Annotated in this window: 16 protein-coding genes; 10 read left to right on the top strand and 6 right to left on the bottom strand. The window is 47.0% G+C overall.

Going from position 1 to position 14862, the window contains the following annotated elements:
* Positions 1–61 precede the first annotated feature (61 nt).
* The gene (secA, locus tag ABJ081_01645; protein MEP6355368.1) at positions 62–2779 is read right to left on the bottom strand and encodes a preprotein translocase subunit SecA; all 2718 of its coding nucleotides are present in this window, start codon (positions 2777–2779) and stop codon (positions 62–64) included.
* A gap of 248 nt (positions 2780–3027) precedes the next feature.
* On the opposite strand from secA, the gene ABJ081_01640 reads away from it, so the two are divergent.
* The 6 genes from ABJ081_01640 to ABJ081_01615 all read left to right on the top strand — a co-directional run bounded on the left by ABJ081_01640 (position 3028) and on the right by ABJ081_01615 (position 6978).
* Entirely contained in the window at positions 3028–3951 is a 924-nt protein-coding gene (locus ABJ081_01640; GenBank protein MEP6355367.1) for a peptidylprolyl isomerase, read from the top strand.
* A 28-nt stretch (positions 3952–3979) separates the two neighbouring features.
* A complete protein-coding gene (argJ, locus tag ABJ081_01635) occupies positions 3980–5209 on the top strand; it encodes a bifunctional glutamate N-acetyltransferase/amino-acid acetyltransferase ArgJ (GenBank protein ID MEP6355366.1) in 1230 nt (409 codons plus the stop codon).
* Positions 5190–5960: a GNAT family N-acetyltransferase gene (locus ABJ081_01630; protein ID MEP6355365.1), complete on the top strand. Its 771-nt coding sequence runs from the start codon at positions 5190–5192 to the stop codon at positions 5958–5960. The genes argJ and ABJ081_01630 overlap by 20 nt, the downstream gene beginning before the upstream one ends.
* Before the next feature lie 12 nt (positions 5961–5972).
* On the top strand, positions 5973–6377 hold the full coding sequence (gene mutT, locus ABJ081_01625; GenBank protein ID MEP6355364.1) for an 8-oxo-dGTP diphosphatase MutT: 405 nt from the start codon (positions 5973–5975) through the stop codon (positions 6375–6377).
* A gap of 109 nt (positions 6378–6486) precedes the next feature.
* On the top strand, positions 6487–6780 hold the full coding sequence (locus ABJ081_01620) for a hypothetical protein (protein ID MEP6355363.1): 294 nt from the start codon (positions 6487–6489) through the stop codon (positions 6778–6780).
* An 18-nt stretch (positions 6781–6798) separates the two neighbouring features.
* On the top strand, positions 6799–6978 hold the full coding sequence (locus tag ABJ081_01615) for a Flp family type IVb pilin (GenBank protein MEP6355362.1): 180 nt from the start codon (positions 6799–6801) through the stop codon (positions 6976–6978).
* A 30-nt stretch (positions 6979–7008) separates the two neighbouring features.
* Here the strand turns inward: ABJ081_01615 and ABJ081_01610 are convergent, their stop codons facing one another.
* Positions 7009–7896: a methyltransferase domain-containing protein gene (locus tag ABJ081_01610; GenBank protein MEP6355361.1), complete on the bottom strand. Its 888-nt coding sequence runs from the start codon at positions 7894–7896 to the stop codon at positions 7009–7011.
* Between the two features lie 289 nt (positions 7897–8185).
* Between ABJ081_01610 and ABJ081_01605 the strand changes: the two genes are divergently transcribed.
* Genes ABJ081_01605 through ABJ081_01590 form a run of 4 tightly spaced genes read left to right on the top strand, consistent with a single transcriptional unit; the run spans position 8186 to position 10435 of the window.
* Entirely contained in the window at positions 8186–8767 is a 582-nt protein-coding gene (locus ABJ081_01605; GenBank protein ID MEP6355360.1) for a ComF family protein, read from the top strand.
* 42 nt (positions 8768–8809) lie between these two features.
* Positions 8810–9067 carry a glutaredoxin 3 gene (gene grxC, locus ABJ081_01600; GenBank protein ID MEP6355359.1) on the top strand — a complete coding sequence of 86 codons (258 nt, stop codon included), beginning with the start codon at positions 8810–8812 and terminating at the stop codon, positions 9065–9067.
* Positions 9068–9073: 6 nt separating this feature from the next.
* Positions 9074–9913, top strand: coding sequence for a carbon-nitrogen hydrolase family protein (locus ABJ081_01595; protein ID MEP6355358.1), 840 nt, complete (start codon positions 9074–9076; stop codon positions 9911–9913).
* 15 nt (positions 9914–9928) lie between these two features.
* Positions 9929–10435, top strand: coding sequence for a DUF1178 family protein (locus ABJ081_01590; GenBank protein MEP6355357.1), 507 nt, complete (start codon positions 9929–9931; stop codon positions 10433–10435).
* 8 nt (positions 10436–10443) lie between these two features.
* Here the strand turns inward: ABJ081_01590 and ubiG are convergent, their stop codons facing one another.
* The 4 genes from ubiG to purH form a co-directional block, all read right to left on the bottom strand.
* A complete protein-coding gene (gene ubiG, locus ABJ081_01585) occupies positions 10444–11190 on the bottom strand; it encodes a bifunctional 2-polyprenyl-6-hydroxyphenol methylase/3-demethylubiquinol 3-O-methyltransferase UbiG (protein MEP6355356.1) in 747 nt (248 codons plus the stop codon).
* A gap of 23 nt (positions 11191–11213) precedes the next feature.
* Positions 11214–12611 (bottom strand): Si-specific NAD(P)(+) transhydrogenase, encoded by a 1398-nt coding sequence (sthA, locus tag ABJ081_01580; GenBank protein MEP6355355.1) that lies wholly within the window; start codon positions 12609–12611, stop codon positions 11214–11216.
* 68 nt (positions 12612–12679) lie between these two features.
* Positions 12680–13144 carry a preQ(1) synthase gene (gene queF, locus ABJ081_01575; GenBank protein MEP6355354.1) on the bottom strand — a complete coding sequence of 155 codons (465 nt, stop codon included), beginning with the start codon at positions 13142–13144 and terminating at the stop codon, positions 12680–12682.
* Positions 13145–13162: 18 nt separating this feature from the next.
* On the bottom strand, positions 13163–14776 hold the full coding sequence (gene purH, locus ABJ081_01570) for a bifunctional phosphoribosylaminoimidazolecarboxamide formyltransferase/IMP cyclohydrolase (protein MEP6355353.1): 1614 nt from the start codon (positions 14774–14776) through the stop codon (positions 13163–13165).
* Between the last annotated feature and the right edge of the window lie 86 nt (positions 14777–14862).

Raw genomic sequence — 14862 nt, 5'->3', positions numbered from 1 at the left:
GACGAGCAGAAACTTATGAAACGGCGCTAAAGCGCGCCATGACTCTCATCTATCCACGGCGCTAAAGCGCGCCATGACAATGTTTATACTTTTTGCCGGATCCACAGGGGCACAGTTCATTGCGGCCAATTTTCCCCCATGTCTCAGGGTCTTCCGGATCACGGTCTTCAGCGTTCACAACAGGCATAGTGACGATACCGGACGAATGGGCCGCATCTTGATTTACAGCGCCCTCGTCAAGTGATCCATGCTCATATTCCATCTCAGGCATATCATCATCTGATAATTCAGGTGCTTCACTCGCAAGCTCAACGCGCATCAATTGCCCTGTAACAGCCTGTCGTAGGGTTGCAAGCATGGTTTCAAACAAGGCGAATGATTCTTGTTTGTATTCTTGAAGCGGATCACGTTGACCATAACCACGCAGGCCAACGACCTGACGAAGATGTTCTAATGTAACCAAATGCTCGCGCCACAAATGATCCAGCGTCTGTAGAATGACTGCCTTTTCAATATGCCGCATGTTTTCTGTACCAATACGAACCGCACGAGAAGCAGCAGCCTCATCAGAGGCGACCTGCAAACGCTCGCGGATTTCCTCATCCGCAATACCTTCTTCTTGTGCCCATTCATCAATCGGCAAATCGAGACCAAGATAGGTATCAACCTCACCCTTCAGCTCATCCACCGACCATTGTTCTGCATAGGCCTTTTCAGGTATGTGCTTTGCCACCAAATCATTCACCACGTCGGTGCGCATTTCATCAACCGCATCCGCGAGGTCTTCATCACCCATCATTTCAACACGCTGCTCGAAGATCACCTTACGCTGATCATTCATCACATCATCATATTTCAATAGGTTCTTACGAATATCAAAGTTGCGCGCTTCAACCTTTTTCTGTGCTTGTTCGAGCGCTTTATTAATCCAAGGGTGAATGATCGCTTCACCTTCTTCAAGACCAAGCTTTACCAACATGCCATCCATCCGGTCAGATCCGAAAATTCGCATGAGGTCATCTTGTAAAGAGAGATAAAATTTAGAACGCCCCGGATCACCCTGACGCCCAGAGCGGCCACGCAACTGATTGTCAATGCGGCGGCTTTCGTGGCGTTCTGTCGCTAGAACATAAAGCCCACCGGCGGCCAGCGCCTCCGCTTTCAATTCCTCAATTTCACTCTCAATTTTAGCTATTTTCTTATCACGCTTAGAGCCTTCAGGCACATCAGCAAGCTCTTGCTCAATGCGCATGTCCAGATTGCCACCCAGCTTAATATCCGTACCGCGACCCGCCATATTTGTAGCAATCGTAACAGCACCCGGCACGCCGGCTTGAGCCACAATCTGCGCTTCTTGATCATGGTGACGCGCATTCAAAACGCTATAGCCTTCAACCCCTTTTTCTTTCAAAAGATCAGCAAGATATTCTGATTTCTCGATCGATGTTGTACCAACAAGAACGGGCTGTTTTTTTGCCTGACACGCTTTAATTTCTTCAACAATCGCATTGAATTTTTCATCCGCAGTGCGATAGACCTCATCGCTTTCATCAACTCTAGCGACAGGCTTATTCGTTGGTATATCAATAACTTCGAGACCGTAAATGTCGCCAAATTCCGATGCTTCAGTCATCGCTGTACCTGTCATGCCAGCAAGTTTTTCATACATACGGAAATAGTTTTGAAATGTGACAGAAGCCAATGTCTGGTTTTCTGGCTGAATTGATACCCCTTCGCGGGCTTCAAGAGCTTGGTGCAAGCCTTCAGAAAACCGTCGCCCTGGCATCATACGGCCAGTAAATTCATCAATAATCACAACCTCATCATTGCGCACGATGTAGTCTTTATCACGCTGAAAGGTTTTATGAGCACGAAGCGCATTGGTAACATGATGGACCATCGTCACATTTTCAACGTCATAGAGGTTTTCGCCCTTCAAGAGATCCGCCTCACGAAGCAATCCTTCTAACTTCTCATTACCTGCTTCGGTAAGGGTCGCTGAACGTTGTTTTTCGTCAATCTCATAATCTTCCTCAGTAAGCTTAGGAATGAATTTATCGGTAGTGACATAAAGCTCGGAGCGATCTTCAAGGGGGCCGGAGATAATAAGCGGCGTTCTTGCTTCATCGATCAAAATAGAATCGACCTCATCCACTATCGCAAAATAATGTCCACGCTGGGTCATTGAATCGACAGTATATTTCATATTATCGCGCAGATAATCAAACCCAAGCTCATTGTTCGTCGCATAAGTGATATCACAAGCATAGGCTTCTTTACGTTCATCATCTTCAATACCATGAACGACAACACCAACGGTCAAACCGAGGAAATTATAAAGTTGTGCCATCCATTCCGCATCACGAGTAGCCAGATAATCATTGACTGTGACAACATGAACGCCGCGCCCTGTAATCGCATTGAGATAAACTGGTAGCGTAGCCACCAGTGTTTTACCCTCACCGGTGCGCATTTCAGCAATCGCTTTTTCATGCAAAACCATGCCACCCATAAGCTGCACATCAAAAGGCCGCATACCCAAAGCGCGTTTTGAACCTTCCCGCGCGACAGCAAAAGCTTCGACAAGTAGCTGATCCAGCGTCTCACCATCTTGATATCTTTTTTTAAATTCATCCGTCTTGGCGCGAAGATCATCATCGCTCAACACTTCAATTTCAGCTTCCAAAGCATTGATCGCATCAACTTTGGGCTGATAGCCCTTAACGCGGCGATCATTGGCTGAACCGATAAATTTACGGGCAATTGCGCCAAAAACCATTAGAATTTCCTGTGATGTCACTAGATTAAGTAGAATACAGTTTCTCTACATCATAAAACTATGCGTAAAGTTAAAACCGTTGTGGACGATATATCATGAGACAGATAAGAGTGGGCTGTGTCGATGTCAACGCCAACAATGTATAGACAAGCGATAACAACTAAAACTATAAAGTCGGGATTTAGACATAATCTTATGTAACCCGTCGCCACGAAATAATGAAGACACTTAAGAAGTTGGAGAAATTGATGCTCTTTTCAAAATGCGAAACCTCATTTTTTACGCTCGCAAAAGGTATTTCTAAGTCTGGAATTCGCAAGCTGTCATCCCCTTTGTTGATGATCAGCCTATTCCTATTACCGGCTATGGTTCAAGCACAAGAAAAACCATCTTCAACTGAAAATTTAGACGAAGTCGTCTTCACCGTAGATGGCAAAGAGTATACCAATCGCGACTTAGCTGCGGCCTCTATCGACTTTAGGCCAGAGCTTGAGAAAACTCCGGCCGATAAACGCCGTGAAGCTGTGATTGAGATCATGATAAATACTATCCTGATCGCCAAAGAAGCTGAGACAGAGAAACTTAACGAAATAGATGAATACAAACGTCGCTTTGAGCTACTAAAAGCACGCACTTTACGTAATTTTTATCTTAATAAAATAATCCGCCCAAAGGTAACCGAAGAACTTACTCAAGAGCGATACGTCGAATTACTCGCACGTTTCAAACCAGAGACAGAAATCCGTGCTCGACATATTCTAGTGGAAACCGAAGAAACCGCGAAAGCATTGATTGTAGAGATTGATGGCGGTAAGGATTTTGCTGAATTAGCTAAAGAAAAGTCAACCGGACCAAGCGCTCCAAACGGCGGGAACCTTGGCTTTTTCAATAAAAATCAAATGGTTTCCGCTTTCCATGAAGCCGCCACTAAATTGAGAATAGGCGAGCATAGCAAAGAGCCCGTTAAAACCCAGTTTGGATGGCATATCATTAAAAAAGAAGAGATCAGAGAAAGCACTGCCCCAACTTATCAACAAGTTGTTTCAGAGCTACAAAATCAAGTTTATAATAGCTTGTTCGCAGAGAAAGTTTCTGAATTACGCAAAACGGCGAAAATAGAAATAAAAGAAGACCCACAAGCGCAGCCCGCGGCACAAGGTGACAAGAAATAAGCTGAATCTTAAAATATGGACCAAATAATTGCTGAAAGTATCACCCCTAGCACCGAAAACCTTTGACGAATGTCCAAAGCTTGAAGGTTTAAGCCTCAAAACTGAGCAGGCAGGCATCAAATATGAAGGTCGCACGGACGTTTTACTGATCACCTTTGATGCCCCCGCAGCTGTGGCTGGCGTCTTCACAAAATCCCGCTGTCCCTCAGCACCGGTAGACTGGTGCAAACAAGTTTTAAAAAGCGCGACAGCACGGGCAGTCCTAATAAACTCAGGCAATGCCAATGCCTTTACCGGCGTTAAAGGATGGGAGTCTGTGCGTACCTCCGCAGAGATGGTCGCCGAAATTACAAACTGCCCCGTCAATCAAGTGTTCCTAGCCTCGACAGGGGTTATCGGCGAGCCGCTTGATGCATCACTGTTTAAAAGTGTTCTCCAAACAATGGACAAGTCATCAAGCCAAAGCACATGGCTAGACGCTGCCCGCGCCATCATGACAACAGATACATACCCTAAAGTCGCGACCACAAGTGTCAAAATAGACGGGACGAACGTTGTCTTTAATGGCATCGCAAAAGGCTCTGGCATGATAGCTCCTGACATGGCGACGATGCTGTCTTTCATTGTCACTGATGCGCCAATTTCCGCAGAAATTTTACAAACGCTCCTATCAAAATCAACTGAAACAACTTTCAATGCCATCACAGTGGACAGCGACACATCCACAAGCGACACGGTGCTTTTGTTCGCAACTGGCAAAGCGGCCATCTCGCCCATAACAGACCCAAAAGACAAGCGCTTAAGAGCTATCAAAAAAGCTCTCAAATCGCTGAGCCTCAATCTTGCCCATCAAATCGTTCGTGATGGCGAAGGGGCCCACAAATTTGTAGAAATAAAAGTCGTTGGCGCCAAATCCGCTAAATCCGCTAAAAAAGTAGCACTCTCAATTGCCAATTCGCCACTGGTTAAAACCGCGATAGCCGGGGAAGACGCCAATTGGGGACGGGTAGTGATGGCCGTTGGCAAGGCGGGCGAGCCTGCGGATCGCGACCGGCTTGCGATCTGGTTCGGTGATATTCGAGTGGCGGTTCAAGGGGAACGCGACCCAGACTATAGCGAAGAAGCGGCAGCCTCAGTTATGAAAGCAGAAGAAATTACCTTAACCGTCGACTTGGGCCTTGGCCGTGGAACCGCCAGCGTTTGGACTTGCGACTTGACCAAAGACTATGTGGCAATCAATGGCGACTATCGCAGCTGATATCATCCGCGCTGAATCGATGATCGCCTCCTCATGGCCGGCTTTAAACGTCTGCCTGTCCGGTCGTTGGTTGCTCGGTATGGCTGATGGTGTGTCGGGCCGCGCAAATTCTCTATTTTTCCTCGACCATACCGATGATGCCGACTATCAAATACGGCTAGACTGGATGGAGGCAACATATCGCCGTGCAGGGCTTCCCCCACGGGCAAGATTGAGTCCACTAGCACCGGTTGCAGTGATAAAGGAATTACAAAATCGCGGCTACAGATTCCAAAACCCCACCATAACGCTTAGTAGACAACTCTCAAATCTTGAAACCAAACCAACACCAGCTATTGAAAACTTTGAAATTATGTCATCGCCATCCTGCACGAGTGAATGGCTTGATACATTCATCCAATGCAGCCCAAGGTATAAAGATAAGCCCGACACCATTAAAAAAATGCTTGAAGCAATTTTAGATAAGACAACCTATCTCCTCGGTTTATACAAAGGTGTTCCGGTTTCAACAGCCATGGCAGTAGACCATATTGGATGTTTGACAATACAAAATGTTGCCACCCAAGCTGACTATCTGCGACGTGGTTTTGCTAAGGCAACCATGGCGGCTCTCTTGAACCAAGCCACTCAAGAGAAGGCAAGTTGGTGCTGGCTTGCGGTCGAACAAAGCAATACGCCTGCTATTGATTTATATAGAGGCCTCGGTTTTGAAGATTTTTACAGTTATATTTACGCATCACTCGACGCGTGAGGAGAATAGGTTATGAAACTCACCTTGGTTGTCGCCTGCGCGCTCATAGATGCCGACAATCGCGTGTTGATTGCCAAAAGGCCGGCAGGCAAATCAATGGCTGGCCTATGGGAGTTTCCGGGCGGAAAACTAGAAGCAGGTGAGCGGCCTGAAGAAGCGCTAGTGCGCGAGCTGCAAGAAGAACTGGGAATTGAGACCAAAACTGACTGCCTTGCCCCTCTTTCCTTCGCAAGTCATGCCTATGATGAATTTCATCTCTTGATGCCGCTTTATATATGCCGAAGATTTTGGGGAGAACCGCAGCCAAAAGAAGGTCAAACCCTAAAGTGGGTGAGAGCAAACAAACTGCGCAGTTTTGACATGCCACCAGCTGACGAGCCGCTCATACCACCTCTCATTGACCTCTTAATTTCATAAATCATAAGATTTACCCGATGAGATAGACTTTATTTATAAGCCCACGTGAACCACTTATTAAGCAAGATAATGCAAATTAACTCAGAAATCGTATTTTGGGGTTAAAATCATGCAAGAATATAATGTGAGTCAACGGCCAGGCGCAACGATCAACTACGCAATATTTCTTTGTGTCGCATCTGTATTATTCGTTTCTGCTATTGCCTATGTAGGAAATAAGTACACACCAGAATTGACAGCATGGAACCAAGACGTCGAAATTGATAACACTATTGTTGCTTCAATTAACAAAACCCAGTCAAGCAAGAATAAAAATACAATAACAAAAGTAGAAATAGGCGCCGATAACGCGAAAACTTATCGGGTATTTCAATTACCAAAGGGTTTAAGACCCGCGCAATAGGAAATTACAGTGACTAAAATTTTACAGAATATAAAATATTTCACAAAAGACCAAAGCGCCGCCCCAGCTATTGAATATGGCTTGATTGCAGGACTTATTGCTGTTGCCATTATTACTGCTTTATTCGGAACTGGCCAAAGTCTAGGCGAAATATATAATGAGACGATACAGCTGGTTACAAATGCCATTAACGGCTAAGGTGCTTGACCATTAATTTCTTCAAGAAAATTATGGTTTATCCTTGCCACCCAAGACGTCTGATAATTTCATCTGAGCAGAACCAGGTTTCAACGGCTTTTGCTGACTTTCATGAGGCCTCCAACCGGAGAGCGAAATAATCTCAAAAGTTGCTCTGATTCGCCCATCTGGATCACTAAAATTCTGCGCATAAATTTCAATCATGCGTGCCAGAACAGCCCGCGAAAGAATTTTTTTATCTCTATCAAACAAGCAATTAGTAGCACCCATTGACCGCAAATCATGCATAAGTTCCAAGGCTGTCTCATAGCGGACAGTGAGCGTATCAATGTCAGCGACTGGCAGCGCAAAGCCCGCTCGTTGCAACAATCCACCCGCCGCACGCACATCCATAAACGGCAAAACACGGGCATGGGCAGAACCTTTGATCTCTGATTCTGCCTGCAAAAATGACTCGCGCAATTCATGCAATGTGCCACCCCCAAGAAGCGCACCCATAAAAAGACCATCAGGCTTAAGCGCCCGCCTGATCTGCACCAAAATACCCGGCAAATCATTCGTAAACTGAAGCGATAGTGTTGAGGCAATCAAATCAACGCTATCATTGGCAATAGGGAGCATGTCATCGCCATGAATAATGCTGGTTTGCTTGTCTTTAAAAGCGGCCGCTCTACTTTGGATAATCTGCGCACATTTTCCGCTCAAACGCATGGCATCACTCACAGCAGTGCCAGCGCTATTCAAATCAACCGCGATCTTAAATTCTCTGGTAATTGTCGATAATCTTAAAGATAAATCATCAGCCGCTTGGTGCATCAAAAAATCTGCGCGAGTACTCGCACCGGATTGAGCCATCGCTAAAGCCCGCGAGCGATGCCGATGCAACGCTAGTTCATCAATAATGATATCATTAGGCAAGGATGCGACCGCCTTTTCAAAAAACCGAGAGTTAAGAGTTGAAACTCAAGCCTGATCCTGATGAAATAAGCAATGTTAGAAAGTTCGGCAAGACGCAATGAACCTTATATCGCATCAATTTAGCACCCTACCCCTGATCAGGCTTGCAAAAAGCGCCTTTCATTTCATTTTGCCACCCCGATGTTTAGCCTGTGATGAATTGGTCGCGGAACAAGGCGGTTTATGCGCGACATGCTGGCAGGAGATGCCTTTTATTGAGAGGCCATTTTGTGATCGCACCGGCAAACCAATGGCTTTTGATCTTAAGGATACCATTGTGAGCGCTGAGGCCATCGCCAATCCGCCAATCTATAGAAAAATGCGAGCGCCAACCCGATATGAAGGGACAGCCAGGCGGATGATTTTATCATTCAAATTTCATGACCGCCTCGACCTCACCCCGCACCTTGCCCGTCTAATGGTGCGAAGCGGGACAGATTTATTAAATGAGGCCGATATCATCATTCCCGTACCACTCCATCGCAAAAGATTGTTCAGCCGCCGTTTCAATCAATCGGCAGAATTAGCAAAAGAAATCTCAACCTTGACCGGCATACCCTGTGCCCTTGAAGGGCTACAACGCATCCGCCCGACCAAACAACAAACAACCCTTGATATGACTGCGCGCCATAAAAACGTCGAAGGCGCTTTTCGGGTGCCAGCCAGTGAAGTCATAAATGTTCAAGGTCGCAGAATTATCCTGATTGATGATGTCGTGACCACCGGCGCGACCATAAATGCCTGTACTCGCGCACTTTTGCGTGAAAAAGCCAGCCATATCGATATACTGACCTTCGCAAAGGTTGTTGAACAAGGCGATATCACCCTATAAAATCCCGATACCTGCTAAAGCGCACTATCTCAAGGAAACATAATGCAAGACGTTACAATTTATACTCGAAAATTCTGCCCCTATTGCACAGCAGCCAAAAGGCTTTTGTCAGGCAAAGGAGCAAAGTTCACAGAACATGACGGAACAATGAATCGCGCTATAAAAGCTGAAATGATTAAACGCTCCAATGGCGGCATGACATTTCCGCAAATCTTTATTGGCGACACACATGTTGGTGGCTGCGACGACCTCTACGCGCTAGAAGATGCAGGGAAACTGGATCCGCTTCTGAAAGGCTAGCTGCCAATGTCCCCTTTCAAGGCTGCTTGCATCCAACTGCGCGCCACATGTTCTATTTCGCATAATGTGGAAGAAGCAAGCGCCCTTATACGTAAGGCAGCGGGTGACGGAGCAAACTACATACAGACGCCTGAAATGACTCATCTCGTTGCGAGCAACCGCGAAAACTTGATGCAAAAGGTCAAATTGCAAGCTGATGATGAAGGTGTGGCCCAATTTTCAAAGCTTGCTTCTGATCTACAAGTAACATTGCATATAGGGTCTCTTGCGATCCTTCGCGATGATGGCAAAGTCGCCAACCGCGCTTTTGTCTTTGGGCCTGATGGCCGATGTCTTGTTACCTATGACAAAATCCATATGTTCGATGTCGATCTGGACAACGGCGAAAGCTGGCGTGAATCAAACACCTATCAAGCAGGCACATCCTCTCCTGTCGTCCAAACACAACTTGGAGCCATAGGCCTTGCCATTTGCTACGATGTTCGCTTCCCCGAAGTGTTCCGCGCGCAGGCGCTAGCAGGCGCCAATATTCTCACATCGCCCTCCTGTTTCACCCAACAAACCGGCATGGCTCACTGGCATGTTTTGATGCGCGCCCGGGCGATTGAAAACGGCTGCTTTATGATATCCGCAGCACAAGGAGGGCTCCATGAAGATGGCCGCCAGACATATGGGCACAGCCTCATCATTGATCCATGGGGTAACATACTGGTTGAAGCCGATCATGATCGCCCCGGCGTTATCCTTGCCGATATCGACATTTCAAGCGCCTATCAAGCTCGAAAGAAAATTCCTGTTTTGACCCACGGCCGCGAATTTGATACGTCTTTTTCAACAAGTATATAGTTAGAGAAACAAGCTGTGATTAAATACACACTCAAATGTTCAAATGGCCACGTATTCGACGGTTGGTTTTCCAATTCCGTTGCCTTCGATGAACAAAAAGATATGGGGCTCGTCTCCTGCCCATCTTGTGGTGAAACGGAAATCAAAAAAACATTGATGGCCCCTTCAATCACAGGCACCAAAACGCAAGGTAACAGCACTGAACAACCAGACGCCATAGACCTTGATACGCCTATACCACGCGATTCTGAGCTATTGCCAACAACCATCCCCGAGCCTTTGGTTCATGGTGACGAAACAATGCAGGCTGTTGTTGAAAAAATGCGCGAATTACGCTCATGGGTTGAGGCCAATACAGAAAATGTCGGAGATAAATTTGCGGATAAAGCCCGCAAAATGCACTTCGGCGAAGAAGACCGCCATGGCATCATCGGCAAAGCCACATTTGAAGAAGCTCAAGAATTAATTGATGACGGCGTCGACTTCCTGCCACTGCCAGCACTGCCGGAAGATAATAACTAGGCACAGACTTAAGTATCGCGCCCCGCCAACATCATATAATTCACATCCATATCCTTGGACATCGACCACTGATCAAAAACCGGATTATAAGCAACGCCGGTCTCATCCATAATCGATAGGCCTGCTTTATGAAAGGCGGCTTCCAGCTCATCTGGTTTGACAAGCTTTTCATAATCATGCGTGCCAATGGGCAACCAACGCAAAACCTGTTCTGCCATAAAAATCGCGAGCATGCGGGCTTTGGCTGTGCGATTGATCGTGGCAACAAAGGTCAGGCCACCGGGTTTCACCATGTCACAGCAGCTTGCCATAAACAGATCAACATCAGCCACATGTTCAACCACTTCCATGTTCAACACCACATCAAACCGTTCACCAGCCGCCGCCAGCGCTTCTGACGTGGTGGCGCGATAATCAATTTTTAGGCCAGATTGCTCGGCATGGATTTTGGCAACTTCGATGTTAACCTCAGAGGCATCCGCACCCACAATCTCAGCCCCCATACGCGCCATCGGTTCACTCAATAAACCGCCGCCACAGCCAATATCCAAAATCCGCAAACCCTTGAAAGCATCCGGTGTCTTCACATCACGCCCAAAACGCTCACATACTTGGCTCTTGATATAAGTGAGGCGTACGGGATTGAATTTATGAAGCGGACGAAACTTGCCCTTCGGATTCCACCATTCCGCCGCTAGGGCTGAAAAGCGTGCAACTTCAGCATCATCAATTGTGGTTGTAGCGGACATAAGCATTCCTTCACAAAATATTCTAAGACCTATTCCACTTTAGGCATACGGTTCCAAGCATCAAGCGCTGCAGTTTTATAGGCTTCTGCAAGGGTTGGATAATTGAATGTGCTCTCGACAAAATATTCTAGCGTTCCTTGCAGGTTCAAAACAGCTTGCCCGATATGAATAAGCTCTGTCGCCCCTTCACCCACAATGTGACACCCAAGCAATCGTCTTGTTTTCAAAGAAAAAATCATCTTCAAGATGCCGCAGTCCAACCCCATAATTTGGCCCCGTGATGTCTCACGGAACCGCGCAATACCGCACTCATAAGGGATATCGCGTTCAATCACTTCTTCTTCGGTCATGCCCACAGTTGAAATCTCCGGCACCGAATAAATACCATAAGGAAAATATTCTGGCGGCGCATGACCTTTTTGGTCAAAAGCGTGACACATAGCAATGCGCCCCTGCTCCATCGAGGTGGAGGCAAGGCTTGGAAAACCAATCACATCGCCGGCTGCATAAATGCCCTCGGCTTCTGTCTCAAACGTATTGGGATCGACTGTAAGGCGACCACGGTGATCACAAGACAAACCACACTCATCAAGACCAAGTGTCGTGGTTGCACCCATGCGACCAGCGGCAAAAAGAACAATGTCAGAGCGAATCGAGCGACCCCCTTCAAGGGTAATTTCACAGCCACCATTTTCGGTTTCACTAACACGCTCAGCCTTCTTACCAAAGCGCAGAACCATGCCTCTGTCTCTCAGCTGATACGTAAAATCATCGACTAATTCCCGGTCAATGAAATCGAGCATCGAATCTCTTGGTTCAATAAGGGTCACTTGCACATCTAGTGAATTAAAAATTGTGGCATATTCGATGCCAATCACACCGGCGCCAATGATACTCATCGAACGCGGCAGTTCAGGCAATTCCAAAATGCTGTCGCTATCTAAAATCGAGTGGTCATTGAAAGGAATATAGTCTGGGCGAAAGGGCTGTGTTCCAACGGCAAGCAGGAATTTTTCAGCCGTAAAGTTAATCGCTTCGCCTTCATCACCGGTTACTTCAATAGTTTTTTTATCAACGAACTTTGCGTTCCCCATCACAGTCGTGACGCGATTGCGGGCGAATTGGTGTTCAAGCACTTCAACCTCATGGTCCAGTGTCATATGCAATCTGGTTCTCAGGTCTTCGGCTGTCAGGTCTTGCTTCACCCGATACGCTCGACCATAAAATCCACGCTCACGCCAACCGGAAAGATTCAGCGCCGTTTCGCGCAGTGTTTTTGAAGGAATGGTGCCCGTATGAACTGATACACCGCCAACCCGACGACCACGTTCAACGACCAGAACTTTCTTGCCGAGTTTAGCGGCCTGAATAGCACCACGCCGACCCGCAGGACCGCTGCCAATAACAATAAGATCGTAATGTTCCAATGAAAATCTCCAGAAAGAATCACTCTGGAGTTAATTCTAAATACTATGTAAGCATAAATGATTAATAGCTAACCGCGCCCGCGATATCCCGGCACACCTTGGTCGGGCAACCAAACACCGGTAGGCGCTTCGCCCGACTGCCAGAAGACATCAATTGGCATACCACCGCGCGGATACCAGTAACCACCAATTCTGAGCCATCGAGGTTCAATAGCATCGATCACGCGCTTGGCAATCGACAAGGTGCAATCTTCATGAAAGGAGCCATGGTTTCTGAAAGAGGTCAAAAACAGCTTCAAAGACTTTGATTCAACCAGATAAGCATCTGGAATATAATCAATAATCAGGTGTGCAAAATCAGGCTGGCCTGTTAGCGGGCAAAGCGACGTGAACTCAGGCTGCACAAAGCGCACAACATAATCCATATCCGCATTGTTATTTGGCACACGCTCTAATGTCGCCTCATCAGGGCTTTGCGGCGTACTGACAGTGCCCCCCAACATAGTGAGGCTAGAAGTATCCGTTTTTTTAATGTCAGCCATGAGTGTTTCCTAGTGTCTAAAGTGACGCATCCCTGTAAAGACCATAGCAAGACCAGCTTCATCAGCCGCTGCAATCACATCATCATCGCGCATCGATCCGCCGGGTTGGATAATCGCAGTTGCCCCTGCTTCGGCCGCTGCAAGTAATCCATCAGCAAAAGGGAAAAACGCATCTGAAGCCACAACCGACCCAATGGCCAAATTTTCATCAAGACCCGCAGCTTCCGCGGCATCCTGCGCCTTGCGTGCGGCAATGCGAGAAGAGTCCACACGGCTCATCTGTCCCGCACCAATTCCCACTGTCGCACCGTCTTTGACATAAACAATCGCATTTGATTTTACATGCTTAGCAACACGGAAAGCAAACTTCATATCAGCCATTTCTTGCTCTGTCGGCTGACGTTTAGTCACCACTTTCAAATCGAGATCATCGACCATCCCACTGTCACGGTCTTGGATCAAAAGCCCACCAGCTACACTGCGTACATTCAATGCTTTTTCACGCACATCAGGCAGACCACCGGTGGTTAAAAGTCTAAGATTTTGTTTGCTTGCAACAATAGCTTTCGCCTCATCACTCGCATCAGGCGCAATGATTACTTCAGTAAAGACTTTAACAATTTCGGTCGCTGCCTGCGCATCCAGCGTCTGGTTCAGCGCCACAATACCCCCAAAAGCAGAGACAGGGTCGCACCGAAGCGCCATCTCATAAGCAGCACTCAAACTCGCCCCTTCAGCCACACCACATGGATTGGCATGTTTAATGATGGCCACGGCTGACGTACGCTTTGGATCAAATTCAGCCACCAGCTCAAAGGCCGCATCAGTGTCATTGATATTGTTAAATGACAATTGCTTGCCCTGAAGCTGTGAGGCCGTGGAAACACCAAAGCGATGCGCGCCTGTTTTATAAAAACCCGCCTGTTGATGTGGGTTTTCACCGTAGCGCATAACAGAAGAAAGCGTGCCAGCGACAGCTCGCTTGACGGGCATTTCAACGTTCAATTCATTAGCAAACCAGTTAGACACCGCCGCATCATAAGCCGCTGTCATGGCAAATGCTTTCGCCGCCAACTTTTGGCGTTGTTGATAAGACGTGCCGCCTTTCTCGCTGATAGCATTGAGTACATCATCATAATCGTCAGGGTCTGTCACAATGCTCACATAAGCATGATTTTTTGCAGAGGCACGCACCATCGCCGGGCCACCTATATCAACATTCTCAATAGCCGATGAATAATCCGCGCCCGTCGCAACAGTTTCTTCAAAAGGATAAAGATTGACCACCACAATATCGATACCCACAATGCCATGATCAACCATCGCTTTAGCATGGTCTGGATGATCGCGCACACCAAGCAAACCGCCATGAACCGAAGGGTGCAATGTTTTTACACGGCCATCCATTATTTCAGGAAAATTGGTGACATCAGATACATCAATAACTGGAATGCCAGCATCAGCAATCGTCTTGCGAGTACCTCCGGTCGAAACAAGCTCGACACCAGCTCCATTCAATGCACGAGCAAGCTCAATGATGCCTTTTTTATCAGAAACAGACAGCAAAGCCCGCTTGGCTGGAACAACATCAGGAATATCAAAAGAAATGGCAGAAACAGCCATGGAAAACGCCTCATATAGTGATTTTTGTAGATCAGTATCAGGGTAAAGCTCTGAATGCTATGCGGCTACCACATTTCTTATAATTT

The sequence above is a fragment of the Hyphomicrobiales bacterium genome, from assembly GCA_039989895.1.
Classification (GTDB): Bacteria; Pseudomonadota; Alphaproteobacteria; order Rhizobiales; family JACESI01; genus JACESI01.
This window is presented reverse-complemented; position numbering and strand designations above follow the sequence as displayed.

What these genes read in the sequence shown, in the direction of transcription:
- grxC (MEP6355359.1), top strand. Translation starts at nt 8,810, where the DNA reads ATGCAAGACGTTACAATTTATACTCGAAAATTCTGCCCCTATTGCACA.
- ABJ081_01605 (MEP6355360.1), top strand. Translation starts at nt 8,186, where the DNA reads ATGGCTTTTGATCTTAAGGATACCATTGTGAGCGCTGAGGCCATCGCC.
- ABJ081_01595 (MEP6355358.1), top strand. Translation starts at nt 9,074, where the DNA reads ATGTCCCCTTTCAAGGCTGCTTGCATCCAACTGCGCGCCACATGTTCT.
- ubiG (MEP6355356.1), bottom strand. Translation starts at nt 11,190, where the DNA reads ATGCTTATGTCCGCTACAACCACAATTGATGATGCTGAAGTTGCACGC.
- ABJ081_01630 (MEP6355365.1), top strand. Translation starts at nt 5,190, where the DNA reads ATGGCGACTATCGCAGCTGATATCATCCGCGCTGAATCGATGATCGCC.
- ABJ081_01640 (MEP6355367.1), top strand. Translation starts at nt 3,028, where the DNA reads ATGCTCTTTTCAAAATGCGAAACCTCATTTTTTACGCTCGCAAAAGGT.
- secA (MEP6355368.1), bottom strand. Translation starts at nt 2,779, where the DNA reads ATGGTTTTTGGCGCAATTGCCCGTAAATTTATCGGTTCAGCCAATGAT.
- mutT (MEP6355364.1), top strand. Translation starts at nt 5,973, where the DNA reads ATGAAACTCACCTTGGTTGTCGCCTGCGCGCTCATAGATGCCGACAAT.
- purH (MEP6355353.1), bottom strand. Translation starts at nt 14,776, where the DNA reads ATGGCTGTTTCTGCCATTTCTTTTGATATTCCTGATGTTGTTCCAGCC.
- ABJ081_01620 (MEP6355363.1), top strand. Translation starts at nt 6,487, where the DNA reads ATGCAAGAATATAATGTGAGTCAACGGCCAGGCGCAACGATCAACTAC.